Annotated in this window: 9 protein-coding genes and 2 pseudogenes; 7 read left to right on the plus strand and 4 right to left on the minus strand. The window is 48.5% G+C overall.

Annotated features, from left to right (window positions below; translation table 11 throughout):
• Positions 1-81 precede the first annotated feature (81 nt).
• Positions 82-1,332, minus strand: coding sequence for an MFS transporter (locus DVO77_RS05685; RefSeq protein WP_119977651.1), 1,251 nt, complete (start codon positions 1,330-1,332; stop codon positions 82-84).
• Between the two features lie 75 nt (positions 1,333-1,407).
• Between DVO77_RS05685 and DVO77_RS05690 the strand changes: the two genes are divergently transcribed.
• Together DVO77_RS05690 and DVO77_RS05695 are read left to right on the plus strand one after the other, a co-directional pair.
• On the plus strand, positions 1,408-2,217 hold the full coding sequence (locus DVO77_RS05690; RefSeq protein ID WP_239473269.1) for an AraC family transcriptional regulator: 810 nt from the start codon (positions 1,408-1,410) through the stop codon (positions 2,215-2,217).
• Between the two features lie 355 nt (positions 2,218-2,572).
• A complete protein-coding gene (locus tag DVO77_RS05695) occupies positions 2,573-4,054 on the plus strand; it encodes a protein adenylyltransferase SelO (protein ID WP_110457283.1) in 1,482 nt (493 codons plus the stop codon).
• A gap of 45 nt (positions 4,055-4,099) precedes the next feature.
• On the opposite strand, the gene DVO77_RS05700 is transcribed toward DVO77_RS05695, so the two are convergent.
• Complete coding sequence (locus tag DVO77_RS05700) at positions 4,100-4,765, minus strand: SDR family NAD(P)-dependent oxidoreductase (protein ID WP_119977652.1); 666 nt, start codon at positions 4,763-4,765, stop codon at positions 4,100-4,102.
• Between the two features lie 460 nt (positions 4,766-5,225).
• On the opposite strand from DVO77_RS05700, the gene DVO77_RS05705 reads away from it, so the two are divergent.
• The gene (locus DVO77_RS05705; protein WP_119977653.1) at positions 5,226-6,212 is read left to right on the plus strand and encodes a cytochrome-c peroxidase; all 987 of its coding nucleotides are present in this window, start codon (positions 5,226-5,228) and stop codon (positions 6,210-6,212) included.
• A gap of 335 nt (positions 6,213-6,547) precedes the next feature.
• Positions 6,548-7,028 (plus strand): annotated as a pseudogene (locus DVO77_RS05710) (IS5 family transposase); the annotation flags it as partial.
• Here the strand turns inward: DVO77_RS05710 and DVO77_RS05715 are convergent.
• Positions 7,029-7,145: pseudogene (locus tag DVO77_RS05715) on the minus strand (IS982 family transposase); the annotation flags it as partial.
• Positions 7,146-7,683: 538 nt separating this feature from the next.
• Here DVO77_RS05715 and DVO77_RS05720 point away from each other — a divergent pair.
• The 3 genes from DVO77_RS05720 (at position 7,684) to DVO77_RS05730 (ending at position 10,521) form a co-directional block, all read left to right on the plus strand.
• Positions 7,684-9,075: an NAD-dependent succinate-semialdehyde dehydrogenase gene (locus tag DVO77_RS05720; protein WP_119977654.1), complete on the plus strand. Its 1,392-nt coding sequence runs from the start codon at positions 7,684-7,686 to the stop codon at positions 9,073-9,075.
• 623 nt (positions 9,076-9,698) lie between these two features.
• Positions 9,699-9,986, plus strand: a complete 288-nt coding sequence (locus DVO77_RS05725; protein WP_119977745.1) for a sll1863 family stress response protein — start codon at positions 9,699-9,701, stop codon at positions 9,984-9,986.
• Between the two features lie 52 nt (positions 9,987-10,038).
• Positions 10,039-10,521 (plus strand): sll1863 family stress response protein, encoded by a 483-nt coding sequence (locus DVO77_RS05730; protein ID WP_249038111.1) that lies wholly within the window; start codon positions 10,039-10,041, stop codon positions 10,519-10,521.
• A gap of 236 nt (positions 10,522-10,757) precedes the next feature.
• Here DVO77_RS05730 and metH read toward each other — a convergent pair whose 3' ends face one another.
• Entirely contained in the window at positions 10,758-14,480 is a 3,723-nt protein-coding gene (gene metH, locus DVO77_RS05735; protein WP_119977655.1) for a methionine synthase, read from the minus strand.
• Positions 14,481-14,485: the final 5 nt, after the last annotated feature.

A 14,485-nucleotide genomic window follows, 5' to 3' on the forward strand; every position in this document is an offset into this window, starting at 1 on the left:
CAAGGGAGCAGCCATCGTGCTGGCAGCTAAACTAACAAAAAAGCCTCATCGTGTTATGAGGCTTTTTTATCGGTTTATTCACTATGATATTTCAAGGGGGAGCAGGCGCGTATCGCTCTCAAGGGGTCTGCTGATCAGCCTGCCGTTGGCGGCAAAAAAAGAGCACGCCGCCCACAATACCGCGGCGCCGGCACACATCAGCAAGGGCGTGCGCCAGTCATGGCTTTGCTGATACATCGCCCCCATGATAAGTGGCCCAGTGGCGGCAAAAGAGTAGCCGATGCACTGTGACATGCCCGACAGCGTCGCCGCTTGGTAGCTGTTAGCGGTGCGCAGGCTGATTAGAGCTAAGCCGATAATAAAGCTGCCACCAATCCCAAACCCCATCAATAATGCCCACCATAATGCCTGCATAGGAGCGATGATTTGCCCTATGATGCCCAGCAGTGCCATGCTCGTCAGTGCTAAGGTTAATTTGCGCTTATCTTGCACCTTCGCCATTAATGGGATCAAGATTAATGCGGGTAGGGCGGTGGCTAATTGCAACACACCATGGATCACTCCCGCCTGTTCATGGCTAAAACCACTGTCGATTAAAATACTTGGTAACCAACTGATTAATATGTACATTAAGAATGAGTTCAAGGCTAAAAACAGTGTAATGTGCCACGCTGCTGACGAACGCCAAACATAACCATGTCTCTCATGTGTAGCCTGTGTGTGCACCGAGATCTTATTGCTACGCATCAAGGGAAGCCACACTAATATCGCTACCAGTGGGAATACTAAGTTGGTCGCTAGCGATAATGCCCAGTTGGGCAGCAGGTTAATGGCTTGGCTGTCCACCCACTTAGCGACCGGAATCGCAATGCTGGCAACAATGGCCGAACCCACCCCCATCATTAATACATACAGTGAGGTGACGGTCGCTGCTTTGTCAGCAAAGTCGCGCTTGGTAAGGCTAGGCAGCAATACGTTGGCGATGGCGATACCCGCACCGATAACTGTGGTGCCGATAAATAACATATCGGTGCTGCCTAATGATCGCAGCGTTAAGCCTAGGGTGATTAATACCAAAGAGGTCATTAGCGAGCGTTCGAGGCCAAAGCGTTTTCCCATGCTTGAGGCTATGGGGGAGAATAGTGCGAAGGCCAGTAAAGGCAAGGTGGTTAACATTCCCGCTTGGGTGGCCGAGATCCCCAATTGCTGGCTTATGTCATCGAGCAAGGGGCCTATGCCTGTAATGGGGCTACGCAGACTCAATGAAATTAATAAAATACCGGTAAAGACTAAGGCGCTAGTCGCGATTTTGGCTGGCTGAAGCTGGGTCACATGGGTTCCTCTTAGGTGGTGACGGGCTAGCATACCCTTCAATAAGCTTACCGTATTGGTGTATAGTGACTTTATATGTTTAAAAACGGTCAAATCATGCTTGCCGATCCCTTTCGTTTTCCCGATTTCGATTCCGATATTTATCCACAGCAGGTGGTGTCACTGCGCCTCATGGGCGGTGATCGTGAGACTGAAACGCCATTACATCAGCACTATAAGAGCCAGTTGGTGATGCCGTTGAGTGGCTTCGTTAAATGCAACATTGCCGATGCCATTTGGATGGTGCCCCCCCATTGTGCTGTGTGGATCCCAAGTCAAGTTCGTCACAGTAACTTGGTGTCGAAAGAGGCCAATGTATGTATGTTGTTCATCGATCCTGAGGTCGCAGGCTTGCCCACTAAAATTTGTACCCTGTCGATATCACCACTGTTACGTGAGTTAATCGTGCATCTGACCTCACAGGAACAAACCTATCAAGCTGGCAGCACTACCGACAATTTAGTTAATGTGCTGCTAGATCAATTGCGGGTGATGCCCACCGAGCAGTTTAATTTTCCTATCCCGAGCGAGCCGCGGCTAAAGGCAATAGCCATGTGTTTACTGTCACAGCCCGCCGAGCGACAAACGGTAAGGGAGTGGGCGAGCCAATTTGCCATGAGTGAACGCACCCTGTCGCGTTTGGTCAAACAACATGTGGGTTTATCGTTTGGGCGATGGCGTGGTCAGCTGCATCTGGTGCTAGCCTTGCAATGGCTAACCTGTGGAGAATCGGTACAGCGCATCGCGGAGGATTTAGGTTATGAGTCGGTAGGAGCGTTTATTAATTTTTTTAAACACGCATTAGGTCAGCCACCTAAGCAGTATATGAAGCAGCGAGACTATTAAGGCGATATCCTTCACACTGGCACAGGCTATGTAGATCAAACCGTCTGGAAGTTAGCCAAGCGTTAAGCGTAGAACGCAGGACAATAGTGAGATTTCATTCTCTTTATCAAGCGGCTTGCGCTAAAATATAAAGAACAGATTTTAGACAGGTTTTAATCAATCCCAATGGGTTATTTTTGCCCTGTGTTTAAGTTCACTGCAGTGAAGTCAATCGATGTTAAGAGCCACTCTTATTTGTTACTCAATAACAGGATGAGATCCGCTGAGCCGCTTATCATCATTGCCGCTCATTCTGGGTTCGCAGCAACTTAAATAGTACACGGATTGGATTGTCCCTGCCGAACGGATGTAGATCATGAACAGTAATGCAATAGAGTTAGGATTAAATTTCGACAACAGTTTCGCCAAACAGCTCGGTGGCTTTTATGTCGCTTGCGAGGGCGATGGTGCGCCAGCGCCAGAGTTGGTGAAATTAAATACGGCTTTGGCTAAACGCATTGGGTTAACCAATGAGGATCCTGTGCAGTTAGCCCAAGTGTTATCTGGCAGTGCGAGTCCACTTGGGGCACTGCCATTAGCGCAAGTCTATGCAGGGCATCAGTTTGGCGGCTTTACTCCGCAATTGGGTGATGGCCGCGCCCTGTTACTGGGCGAAGTACTAGATACTGAGGGGCAGCGCCTCGATCTGCAGCTAAAAGGCTCAGGGCCAACCCCGTTTTCTCGCGGTGGCGATGGCAAAGCTGTGATGGGCGCAGTGCTGCGCGAATATATCCTTAGCGAAGCGATGCATGCACTTAATATTCCCACCACCCGCGCGCTAGCCGTTGTCGCCACCGGCGAGTCGGTGAGACGCGATATGTTACAGCCTGGTGCCGTGCTGACCCGCATCGCATCGAGCCATCTGCGTGTCGGCAGTTTTCAGTTTTTTGCCGCTCGCGGTGAGCAAGACAAGGTTAAGCAGCTGGCCGATTATGCGATTGCCCGCCATTATCCTGAGCTCGCTCAGAGTGAGCACCCTTATTTAAACTTTTTACGTGCGGTGCGTAATAACCAGGCCAGCCTTATTGCCAAATGGTTGCTAGTGGGGTTTGTCCATGGGGTGATGAATACCGACAATATGACGATTAGCGGCGAGACAATCGATTATGGTCCGTGCGCATTTATCGACTATTACGATGCAGACAGTGTCTTTAGCTCTATCGATAGAGAGGGGCGTTATGCTTATAGCAACCAAGCGGCGATAGGCCAGTGGAATTTAGCACGCCTAGCCGAAACCTTGTTACCGCTTATCGATGAGTCACAATCTGTGGCAATCGAATTGGCAACGCAGGCGGTGACCGAGTTTTGGGATGTGTTTAAGCACCATTGGGTTAATGGCATGCGTGCCAAGCTAGGTTTATCTACCGAGGAGGTTGGCGATCAGGCGCTGGGCGAGCAGCTACTCGATGCGATGGCGGGGGAGAACGTCGATTTCACTAATCTGTTCCGCCAACTGGCAAGCGATTTAGCTCATCAACGCAATGACAGCCAAAAGCTATTTAACAATGCCGATAAGTTTAACGTTTGGCGCGGGCTGTGGCTGGCGCGTATTACGCAAGATCCGTTAACGATTGAGCAGAGCGTGATACTGATGAATAGTGTTAATCCCCTTTATATTGCCCGCAATCATCAAGTTGAACAGGCCATAGAAGCGGCGCAGCGTCACGGCGATTATCAACCTTTTGAGCGTCTAGTTAAGGTATTAGCCACGCCCTATACCGCGCAAGAGGGCGCCGAGGATTATGCTAAGCCTGCTCCCGCAAGCTTTGGTCCCTTTGTCAGTTATTGTGGCACCTAAAAGGGGGGGGCACAGGCGCCTTGCCGAGCGCGATTGGCGGACTGATTACCCCCGCTGAATGGTGATATCTGAGATATAGCCATGTTCGCTGGCGGTAAGCGCCTGTTTTAACATCCCCGCCGCTTCCTTGGCCGACATAAAACTCGACGTATCTAGTGTTTTACCGCTGCTCAGCCAAAAGTCGGTGTCCATGCCGCCAGGATACACCGCGATAAGTTTCATCGGACTGTTTTTCAGCTCTAAACGTATCGATTCTATAAAGCCACGCACGGCCCACTTAGCTGCGCAATAAGTGGATTCGCCAGCTTTAGCGGCAAGGGCTGCGGTTGACATCACTATTACCACGTTGATTTTTTTATCTCTGTAGCGTTTAACTAGTTCACGTACTAACAGTATGGTGGAGGTGACATTGTTCTCTAGTAATGTATTTATCTCTGTAGCTTGTTGAGTGTCGATGCCACCAAAATAGCCGCTACCTGCGCAGTGGATCACAGTGTTTGGCGTGCTGGCAGACAGTTTATCAAATAGCATGGTGACACTGGCTTCATTGGCCAAGTCGGCTGCGATAGGGTGGATATTGGTATGTTGTTCGCTCACTGTGTGTAGTCGCTCTGCCGAGCGACCACTAATGGTGACAGTGTGTCCCTCTTCGGCATATTGGGTTGCTAATGCCGCGCCCAAGCCACTACTGGCACCAGTTATTAAAATCATCAGTCTACTCCACTCTTTATAAAGCACCAGGCTAAAGGCATTAGGTTAACACTATAGGGCTATGATAAATCGAATTATCACGTTATCTCGACCATTATGCACATTATTGAACGTCGTGGGCGCAGATTAAGTGAGTCAAAAAAGAGAGTAAGACAGGTTGACGTTTGATGCTAGGTTACAGGTTTTATCAAGTATGAGGGGGCAGGAGATACGAGGTTAGCTTAGATACGAGCCTAATAGACAAGAGTTTGCCAAACTGTTTAATACTGGTGTTATTTATGTATTATAAAAACAAAATAGCCAGTCAATATAACTTGTTTTTCAAAATAAACAGTGACTTGCATCCCATGTTTAGTATCCAGATACACGATAGACCTAATCGGAAATTACCGTTTAACTTGCGGTAATGCTTACCCTATTATGACGGCCATTTAGCCATACAAAAGATAGGTGTATTTTCATGATTAAGTTAACCCCTGTTGCCATAATACTTGCTTCTTTATTATCCATGTCAGCCGCTTCGGCCGGTGAACCTATTGAGCCGATAAAACCTGCAGTGATCACTAACCCTGACAAAGTTGAACTCGGCAAAATGTTGTTTTTCGAGCCTAGACTCTCGATGTCGGGTTTTATCTCTTGCAACTCATGTCATAACCTGTCGACAGGGGGCGTCGATGCCCTGCCGACCTCGATAGGTCACCATTGGCAAGAGGGGCCCATTAACTCACCGACAGTGCTTAATGCTGACTATATGCTGGCGCAGTTTTGGGATGGCCGCGCGGCCGATCTAAAGGCTCAAGCGGCAGGCCCAATTGCCAACCCTAAAGAGATGGCTTACACCCACGAACTTGCAGTGGACACTATCGCCTCTATGCCGGCTTATGTGGCGCGCTTTAATCATGTCTATGCCTCAGATGAGGTGAATATCGATCGCATTACCGATGCCATAGCCGCGTTTGAAAAAACCTTGGTGACGCCCAATAGCCCGTTTGATCTGTATTTGACTGGCGATGCAGATGCCATAGATGCCGAGGCGAAAGCGGGTTATCAGCTGTTTAAAGATAAAGGCTGTGTTAGCTGTCATAACGGCCCAGCGGTCGGCGGCACCATGTACATGAAGATGGGGCTGGTTAAGCCGTTTCATACCGACAATCCTGCGCAGGGTCGTAAAGATGTGACAGGTAATGAAGCCGATAAGTACGTGTTTAAAGTACCGACACTGAGAAATATCGAACTGACCTATCCCTACTTCCACGATGGTAGTGTGTGGACCCTTGAAGAAGCGGTCGATACCATGGCTGATATCCAGTTGGGGCAAAAGTTAAGTGATGCTGAAATTAACCAGATGGTCGCGTTTTTAAAGACATTAACTGGTGAGCAGCCACAAATTGTCCTGCCAATATTACCGCCATCTAATGCTAATACACCGCGCCCTGCGCCCTTCTAAGGGGCCTTTATCGCTGGAAAAAGTTGGAGGCAGTTAACCTGTTTCTGACTTTTTAGTGTGCATATTAATGGTTATTACCGCAAGTCGTCAGTGGTTTACCTGTGACTTGCTTTTTGAAATAAAGTTTTGACAGCGGATAGGCGCTTGCTCAAATATGTCGTCAAAATGTGATAATGCCTTAAATCAGATAAGTATCTCAGCTTTTTAAAGAGGAAAAATAACTGCACATTGGAATAACGGCACTAGGGCCTGTTGATCTTTCGTGACTAGTTTTTGAGCGGCATGGTAAAGCGTTATAATTTGTTTCACCAAAAATAAATTAAAAACTCAATACCATGCCAAGGCTAACTGATAAGCGGTGGTTAAAGCGACTTCAAGTAATGAAGAGCGCAGGCCGCATATACAACAAACCAGAACACCGCATGACGTTTGAAGAGATACTTTACTGGCTGCGAACAGGTATCCCATGGCGAGATTTACCAACTGAGTTTGGCCGCTGGAGTACCATTTGTCGCCGCTTTAACTTGTGGTCAAAGAAGGGTTTATTGAGTTTGTTATTCAATGGTTGAGCCAAACCATCAGATTACGATTGGGTCTTTGCAGACGGCTCTATTGTTAAAGCTCATCAGCACAGTACTGCCGCGGCCATTTCAGATAATGATATAAAGAGTAGTTTGTGGCGGCAACTCTAAAAACATCCATTTAGCCGTGGATAGTGGTGGGCTTCCTATTTATTTTGAGCTATCGGAAGGGCTGAGAAATGCCATAACCCGAGCTCAAAGTTTGGTTGACCACTTACGTGAGATGAATAATTTAACTCATCGTCATTCTGCCAGCGCGCTTAAACTTGCGGGTGCCATCTGTTAAGCATTGTTGTTCCCATTTAGGAATAAAAGCATTACAAAAATCATCGACATCACAAAATACATTCACTAAATATATTCATATGCCCTCTGCGTGATTGATTAATCTTGGTTGAGAGTACACTTCCCGATTTAAACTTGTTACCAATTAGTTAATGGCTCTACTGTATTTAATCAAAAAGGTTCTATATCTTCATTGTTCTTATTTTGTTAGTCATATCTGCTGTTGAGTGTGATTAATACAGATGTTTAAACCTTAGATTAATATGGGGCCTATGGTAGAGTTAATTAAGTGGATTATCTGTCATGGGCACGCGATCCCACCTACAGTCACTTCCACTAAAAACACACCGCTTTTTTGCTGTAGGCATTGGTGTTGCGCTGACTTACTACTTTGAAGTTCGCGCTTATTTTTGTAAGCGGGCGATGGCGTCAATCTTGTATTAAAAAAGCCCTCTCAAACAGGGTTCGTATCGGAATAGGAAAATCTCCAGAAGCCAAAATCGATAACGTTATTAGCACCATCAATCCAGCGTACTTATGGCTTGTCCTCGGCTGTTCATAGGGGCGGCATTAAAATCTTATTTGTTAAACACTTGGAGGAACATATGGCTTATGCAACGATCAGTCCTTTTACGGGTGAGCTCATCAAAGAGTTCCCAAATGCAACAGATGTTGAAGTAACGCAAGCGATAGACTCGGCTCATCAGGCCTTCTTGAACTGGCGTAATGTCTCGTTTACCGACAAGGCTGCCATCTTGTCCAGAGCTGCCGCCATACTCCGAGATAACAAGCGTCAGTATGCTAAGTTGCTGACGCTGGAGATGGGTAAAATTATCTCCGAGGCCGAGGCCGAAGTGGAGCTGTCAGCACAGATCCTCGAATATTATGCAGAACATGCTGAACGGTTGCTCGCGCCGCAAAAACTGCCCGTTGCCGATCCCGCCGAAGGGGATGCCATGATAGTGCACGATCCCCTAGGCGTCTTACTTGCCATTGAACCTTGGAACTTCCCTTATTATCAGATAGCACGGATCTTGGCTCCTCAATTGTCTGCTGGCAATACACTGTTGCTTAAACACGCGTCCAATGTGCCGCAATGCGCCGCCGCTTTTGAAAGCTTGATGCTCGATGCTGGGTTACCACAAGGCGCGTTCCAGAATTTATATGCGACGCGGGATCAGGTTGAACAGATTATTAATTCGCCTAAAGTCCACGGCGTGGCATTGACAGGCTCTGAAGGTGCAGGTGCCATAATAGCCGCCCAGGCGGGTAAAGCACTGAAAAAATCGACGCTAGAATTGGGCGGATCCGATGCCTTTATTGTCCTCGAAGATGCCGAACTGCCTAAAACTATCGACTGGGCCGTATTCGGCCGTCACTGGAACGCTGGTCAGGTTTGTGTATCGTCAAAACGGATGATCTTGGTTGATGCGATCTACGATAAGTTTATGCAAGGTTATATTAAGGGGGTTGAGGCACTGAAGGCTGGCGACCCTATGGAACCGACCACAACATTAGCACCTTTATCGTCTCAAGGTGCTGCGGATGAAGTGAAGCAGAAGATCCGTGATGCGGTGAAATATGGTGCAACAGCCGTTGAAGTTGGCACTAAAGTACCAGAGCAAGGTGCCTTTGTACAACCAACGATATTGACCAATGTGACGCCGGATAATCCCGCTTATTATTGGGAGTTTTTCGGCCCAGTATCGACCATTTTCAAGGCCAGGGATGAGCAGCACGCCATTGCTATCGCTAATGATTCCCCTTATGGCCTTGGTGGTTCGGTATTTACTGCAGATAACCAACGTGGGTTGGGGGTAGCTAAGCAGGTTTCAACTGGCATGATGTTTGTTAATCATCCTACTATGGTTAAGGCGGATCTGCCTTTCGGTGGTGTGCGCCGCTCAGGCTATGGACGCGAGTTAATTGACTTAGGTTTAAAAGAGTTTGTAAACCATAAACTCATCAACGTGGTCGACATTAACGCGCCCTTCTAGTGTATAAGTAAGCATTTGAATAAGTAGCATTTGAATAAAAGCCTGACTGACATACTCAGTCAGGCTTTATTATGATCGCTGGGGTTAAGTCCTTAGTTGTGGTCTCAATGCTACATTTGAATTTCGAAGTTGTATTGGCTAGGCTTTATCATCAGGTTGAGTACATGAGTGTTCATAATTGACCTTAACAATAAAGGTACACTCAATTGCACTCAGCAATATCTGTTTTCAGCTTAACATTCGTATAGGTCATGAGCATTTATTGAACAGTTTTTGAGTGATAAACGTTTATGCGGTAGCCTTGATTTAATCATTCATTGAATTTAAAGGAGGCGTAGTGTATTTTTTGCCCCCCTTTTTTTTACCTCTTCACTCACATTATTTACGACTGTTCTGTCATGCGTAGAAGTCAACGTTTTCTGATGTCGTTGTTAATTTAGCATCAAACATATTAGTCAATTTATCACGACAAAATGAAGCCACTTTTTTTAAGTTAATTATTGTTTTCTTTAATTAGTCAATTTAAGTCGTAGGCGCGAGCGTATATAAGCTAATGGCATTAAAGCGATAACAATGAAGTGTTAAAAATGTTTGTTAACTTTTTTATTGCACAGGAGAACGCTATGAGTATGAAACAAGCATATGAAAAGAAATTACGGGCTCAATTGAACGAATGGAGCGCCGATATAGATAAGCTCAAAGCCAAAGCAGATAAGGCCGAAGCCGAGGTACAAATAGAGTATTATAAAAAAATCGACGAGTTACGGACAATGCAAAGGGATGTTGCGCATCAATTAACTGAGCTTCGAGAGTCGAGTGATGATGCTTGGGAGGATGTCAAAGCGGGCATCAACAGTGCGTGGGATTCACTCGACAGGGCGCTTAAATCAGCGGTGAATCGCTTCAAATAACATCAGCTAATGATGAAGCCAAATGCAGATCAAGATAATAAGGAGATAGCTAATGAAATCATATGTTAATGCATTGATATTAGCCGCCGTAATGGGGGTTTTACCCCTGAGTTATGTGCCAATGAGTCATGCACAGACCGATAATGACAAGGCGAGTGAAAAAACGTCGATTGAAGATATTAAGCAAGAAACCCAAGAGATGCTCAAAACGATTGGGGCGTACAGCGCCGATAAACGAGATCAAGCGGTTAAAGAAGTCAAAGAGGGCCTTGATAGGTTAGACAAGCACATCGATGCGTTAGAGGCGAAGACAGATAAAAATTGGGATGCAATGAGTGAAGCCGCGCGTAAAGAAGCCCGTGAAAATCTCAAAGCACTCCGTAAGCAACAGAATAAGGTCGCCCAGTGGTATGGCAGTATGAAATCCAGCTCAGCCGATGCATGGGATGAAATGAAACTGGGGTTCTCTGATGCCTATCAAGATCTGGAGAAGTCTTGGGAAGAAGCCGAAAAAGAGTTTGAGTCTAAAGAATAACTTGGCCTAAATAAGGTTATTTTGCCCACCCCACCATTTTTCGTGGGGTGGGTTTTTCATCCATCTAGATGATGGACTTGCGTCTGAGGCTCTAGTGGGCTTCCGATCCATAAACAGATGCGACTTACCTTGGCCGTAAGGCCGTATGGGTTAGTGAGGCGAAGCCTCAGTACTAATATTCAAACGAAGTTTGGGTGATCAAAGGAGTCAAGGTGATGACTCCAGATCACTTCCCACTAAACATCATAATCCAATACTGGCGCTAACCAGCGTTCGGTTTCCTCTATGCTCATACCCTTACGCTTGGCGTAATCTTCCACTTGATCGCGGCCAATATTGGTCACGCCAAAGTAGCGTGATTGCGGGTGGGCGAAGTACCAACCCGATACCGCGGCGGTGGGGAACATGGCGTAGCTTTCGGTAATATTAAGCCCAATGGTTTCATCTGGCTTAAGCAGGTCCCATAACAAGCCCTTTTCGGTGTGATCTGGACAGGCGGGGTAACCCGGTGCTGGGCGGATACCTTTGTATTTTTCGCGAATGAGTGCCGTGTTATCGAGATCTTCATCGGCGGCGTAGCCCCAAAACTCTTTACGCACTCGCTCGTGCATGCGCTCGGCAAAGGCTTCGGCCAGACGGTCGGCTAAACATTTGAGCATGATGGCGTTGTAGTCATCGTGGTTGGCTTCGAAACGGGCAATATGCTCGTCGATACCATGACCTGCGGTGACGGCAAAACCGCCCATGTAGTCGGCCACGCCTGAGTCTTTGGGGGCGACAAAATCAGCCAAGCAGAAGTTGTCGTTGCCTACGCGCTCTATCTGCATCCGCAGGTGGTGGGTCGTCATCTCCACTGTGGTGCGGGTTTCGTCGGTGTAGAGCTCAATGTCGTCATGGTTAACGGTATTGGCGGGGAACAGGCCGATAACCGCTTTGGCGGTAAGCCATTTTTCGTCGATGATCTGCTTAAGCATGGCTTTACCATCGGCGAATAGCTTACGGGCTTCTTCACCGACCACCTTGTCGTCCAAGATCTTCGGGAAATGGCCATGCAGTTCCCAGCTGCGGAAAAACGGGGTCCAGTCGATACGCTCGACTAAGTCTTCCAGTGGGTAGTCATCGAACACCTGACGCCCTAGTTGATTAGGGACAAATGGGGTGTAATTGGCCCAATCGTGCTGGCAGCGGTTGTCGCGCGCGGCGGCAATGGGGATGATCTGTTTGCGTTTTTCTTGTGAGTTACGCTTGTCGCGCATCATCTGATATTCATCATAGGTGGCATCGATAGTGGCTTGACGCGTCTCATTGCTGATAAGTTTCGATACCATAGGCACGGCGCGTGATGCGTCGGCAATATAGATGGCGCCCGTTGGAGCGTGGGGCGCGATTTTAACCGCGGTATGAATTTTCGAGCAGGTCGCGCCGCCGATGATCGACGGAATGGTAAGCCCCGCCTTATGGAAGGCTTTAACGTTGTGCACCATCTCATCGAGACTCGGGGTGATTAAGCCTGACATGCCGATGATATCGACATTTTCCGCCTTGGCGACCTCGATGATCTTCTCAACGGGGACCATCACCCCCAGATCGATCACCTCATAGCCATTACAGGCCAGCACCACGCCGACGATGTTCTTACCGATATCGTGCACGTCACCTTTAACAGTGACCATCAGAATTTTGCCGTTAGACTGACCTTCGACTTTTTCCAGTTCGATATAGGGGTTTAAGTAGGCGACCGCTTTTTTCATTACTCGCGCCGATTTGACCACTTGGGGCAAAAACATCTTGCCCGAACCAAAGAGATCGCCGACCACGTTCATGCCATCCATGAGCGGTCCTTCAATCACATCCAGTGGCCGAGTCGCCTGCTGTCTTGCTTCTTCGGTGTCTTCATCGATAAAGTCGGTAATGCCTTTCACTAGGGCATGGGCAAGGCGTTGGCTCACCTCCCAGCTGCGCCACTCTAAATCCTCTTTCTTGGCCGCTTGGCTGCCATCACCGCGAAACTTCTCGGCGATCTCAAGTAGTTGCTCGGTGTTATTTGAATCTGCCACTGGGCAGGGCAGGTTTTGCACAACCGCTTCGACGCGCGCTTTTAACTCGCTGTCGATATCGTCATAAATCGCCAGCTGACCCGCGTTGACGATCCCCATGTCCATTCCCGCTTGAATCGCATGATAGAGGAACACGGCATGAATCGCCTCACGCACCGGGTTGTTACCACGGAATGAGAACGACACGTTCGATACCCCGCCCGAGATCATCGCGTGGGGTAGGGTGCGTTTGATCTCACGCGTGGCCTCAATAAAGTCGACGGCGTAGTTGTCATGCTCGTCAATACCGGTAGCAATGGCGAAGATGTTGGGGTCGAAAATAATATCTTCTGGCGGGAAGCCCACCTTATCGACTAACACCCGATAGGCGCGGGTACAGATCTCGATCTTACGTGCCTTGGTGTCTGCCTGACCTTGCTCATCGAACGCCATGATGATGGCCGCGGCGCCATAACGTTTAACCAATTTGGCGTGGTGAATAAATTGCGCTTCGCCCTCTTTCAACGAGATGGAGTTGACTATGCCTTTGCCTTGAATGCACTTAAGGCCTGCCTCTATCACCTCCCATTTAGAGGAGTCGATCATAATCGGCACCCGGCTGATATCGGGCTCTGAGGCGATAAGGTTAAGGAATTTCTGCATCACCTCGACGCCGTCGAGCATGCCTTCATCCATGTTGATGTCGATGATCTGCGCGCCGTTTTCTACCTGCTCACGGGCGACGCTGAGGGCGGTTTCATATTCGCCATTTTTGATCAGCCGTAAAAAGGCAGCCGAGCCGGTGACATTGGTGCGCTCGCCCACGTTCACAAACAGCGAGTTGGCATCTATGGTCAGTGGCTCAAGCCCCGACAAGCGGCAAGCCACTGGGATGTCGGGCAGCGCTCGCGGCGCATGGGAGATAACCGCCTCGCGAATGGCGCTAATATGGGCCGGTGTACTACCACAGCAGCCGCCAATAATGTTTAAAAAGCCCTCTTGGGCCCACTCACCAATAACGCTTGCCATCTCTTCGGGGCTTTCATCATAGCCACCAAACTCATTAGGCAGCCCCGCATTGGGGTGCGCCGACACATAACATTCGGCAATTTTTGACAACTCTTGCACGTAGGGGCGCAGCTCTTGCGGGCCAAGGGCGCAGTTAAGGCCAATCGACAGTGGCTTAACGTGGCGCAGCGAGTTGTAAAAAGCTTCGGTGGTTTGCCCTGTGAGGGTGCGGCCCGAGGCATCGGTGATGGTGCCTGAGATCATGATGGGCACGCGCAGCGCAAGCTGTTCAAATACCGTTTCTATAGCAAACAACGCGGCTTTGGCGTTGAGGGTATCGAAGATGGTTTCCACCATGATGATATCGGCACCGCCTTCAAGCAGCGCCTCAATCGACTCAATATAGGCATCGACCAGCTCATCGAAGCTGACATTACGGTAACCGGGATCGTTAACATCTGGGCTAATCGAGCAGGTGCGGTTGGTGGGGCCTAGTACCCCGGCAACATAACACGCACGCCCCGTTTCTGCGCTGACTTCATCGGCCGCGGCGCGGGCAAGACGCGCGCCTTCAAGGTTAATTTCAACAGACAGATCTTGCATCTCGTAGTCGGCCATGGCGATACGAGTGGCGTTAAAGGTATTGGTCTCGATGATATCGGCGCCAGCGAGTAGGTACTGTTTATGGATATCTTTGATAATGGCTGGCTGAGTCAGAACCAGCAGATCGTTATTACCTTTGACATCGCAGGGCCAGTCTTTAAAACGCTCGCCGCGAAAGGCGGCTTCCTCAAGCTTATGATCTTGGATCATGGTGCCCATGGCACCGTCGAGGATTAAAATACGTGATTCGAGCTGCTCGCTGATCTGCGCTGTTATCTGTCTTATTGGGGTAACAGGGGGTCGGGTCGCCATAAAAT

This window comes from Shewanella algidipiscicola (genome assembly GCF_003605125.1).
Taxonomy (GTDB): Bacteria; Pseudomonadota; Gammaproteobacteria; order Enterobacterales; family Shewanellaceae; genus Shewanella; species Shewanella algidipiscicola.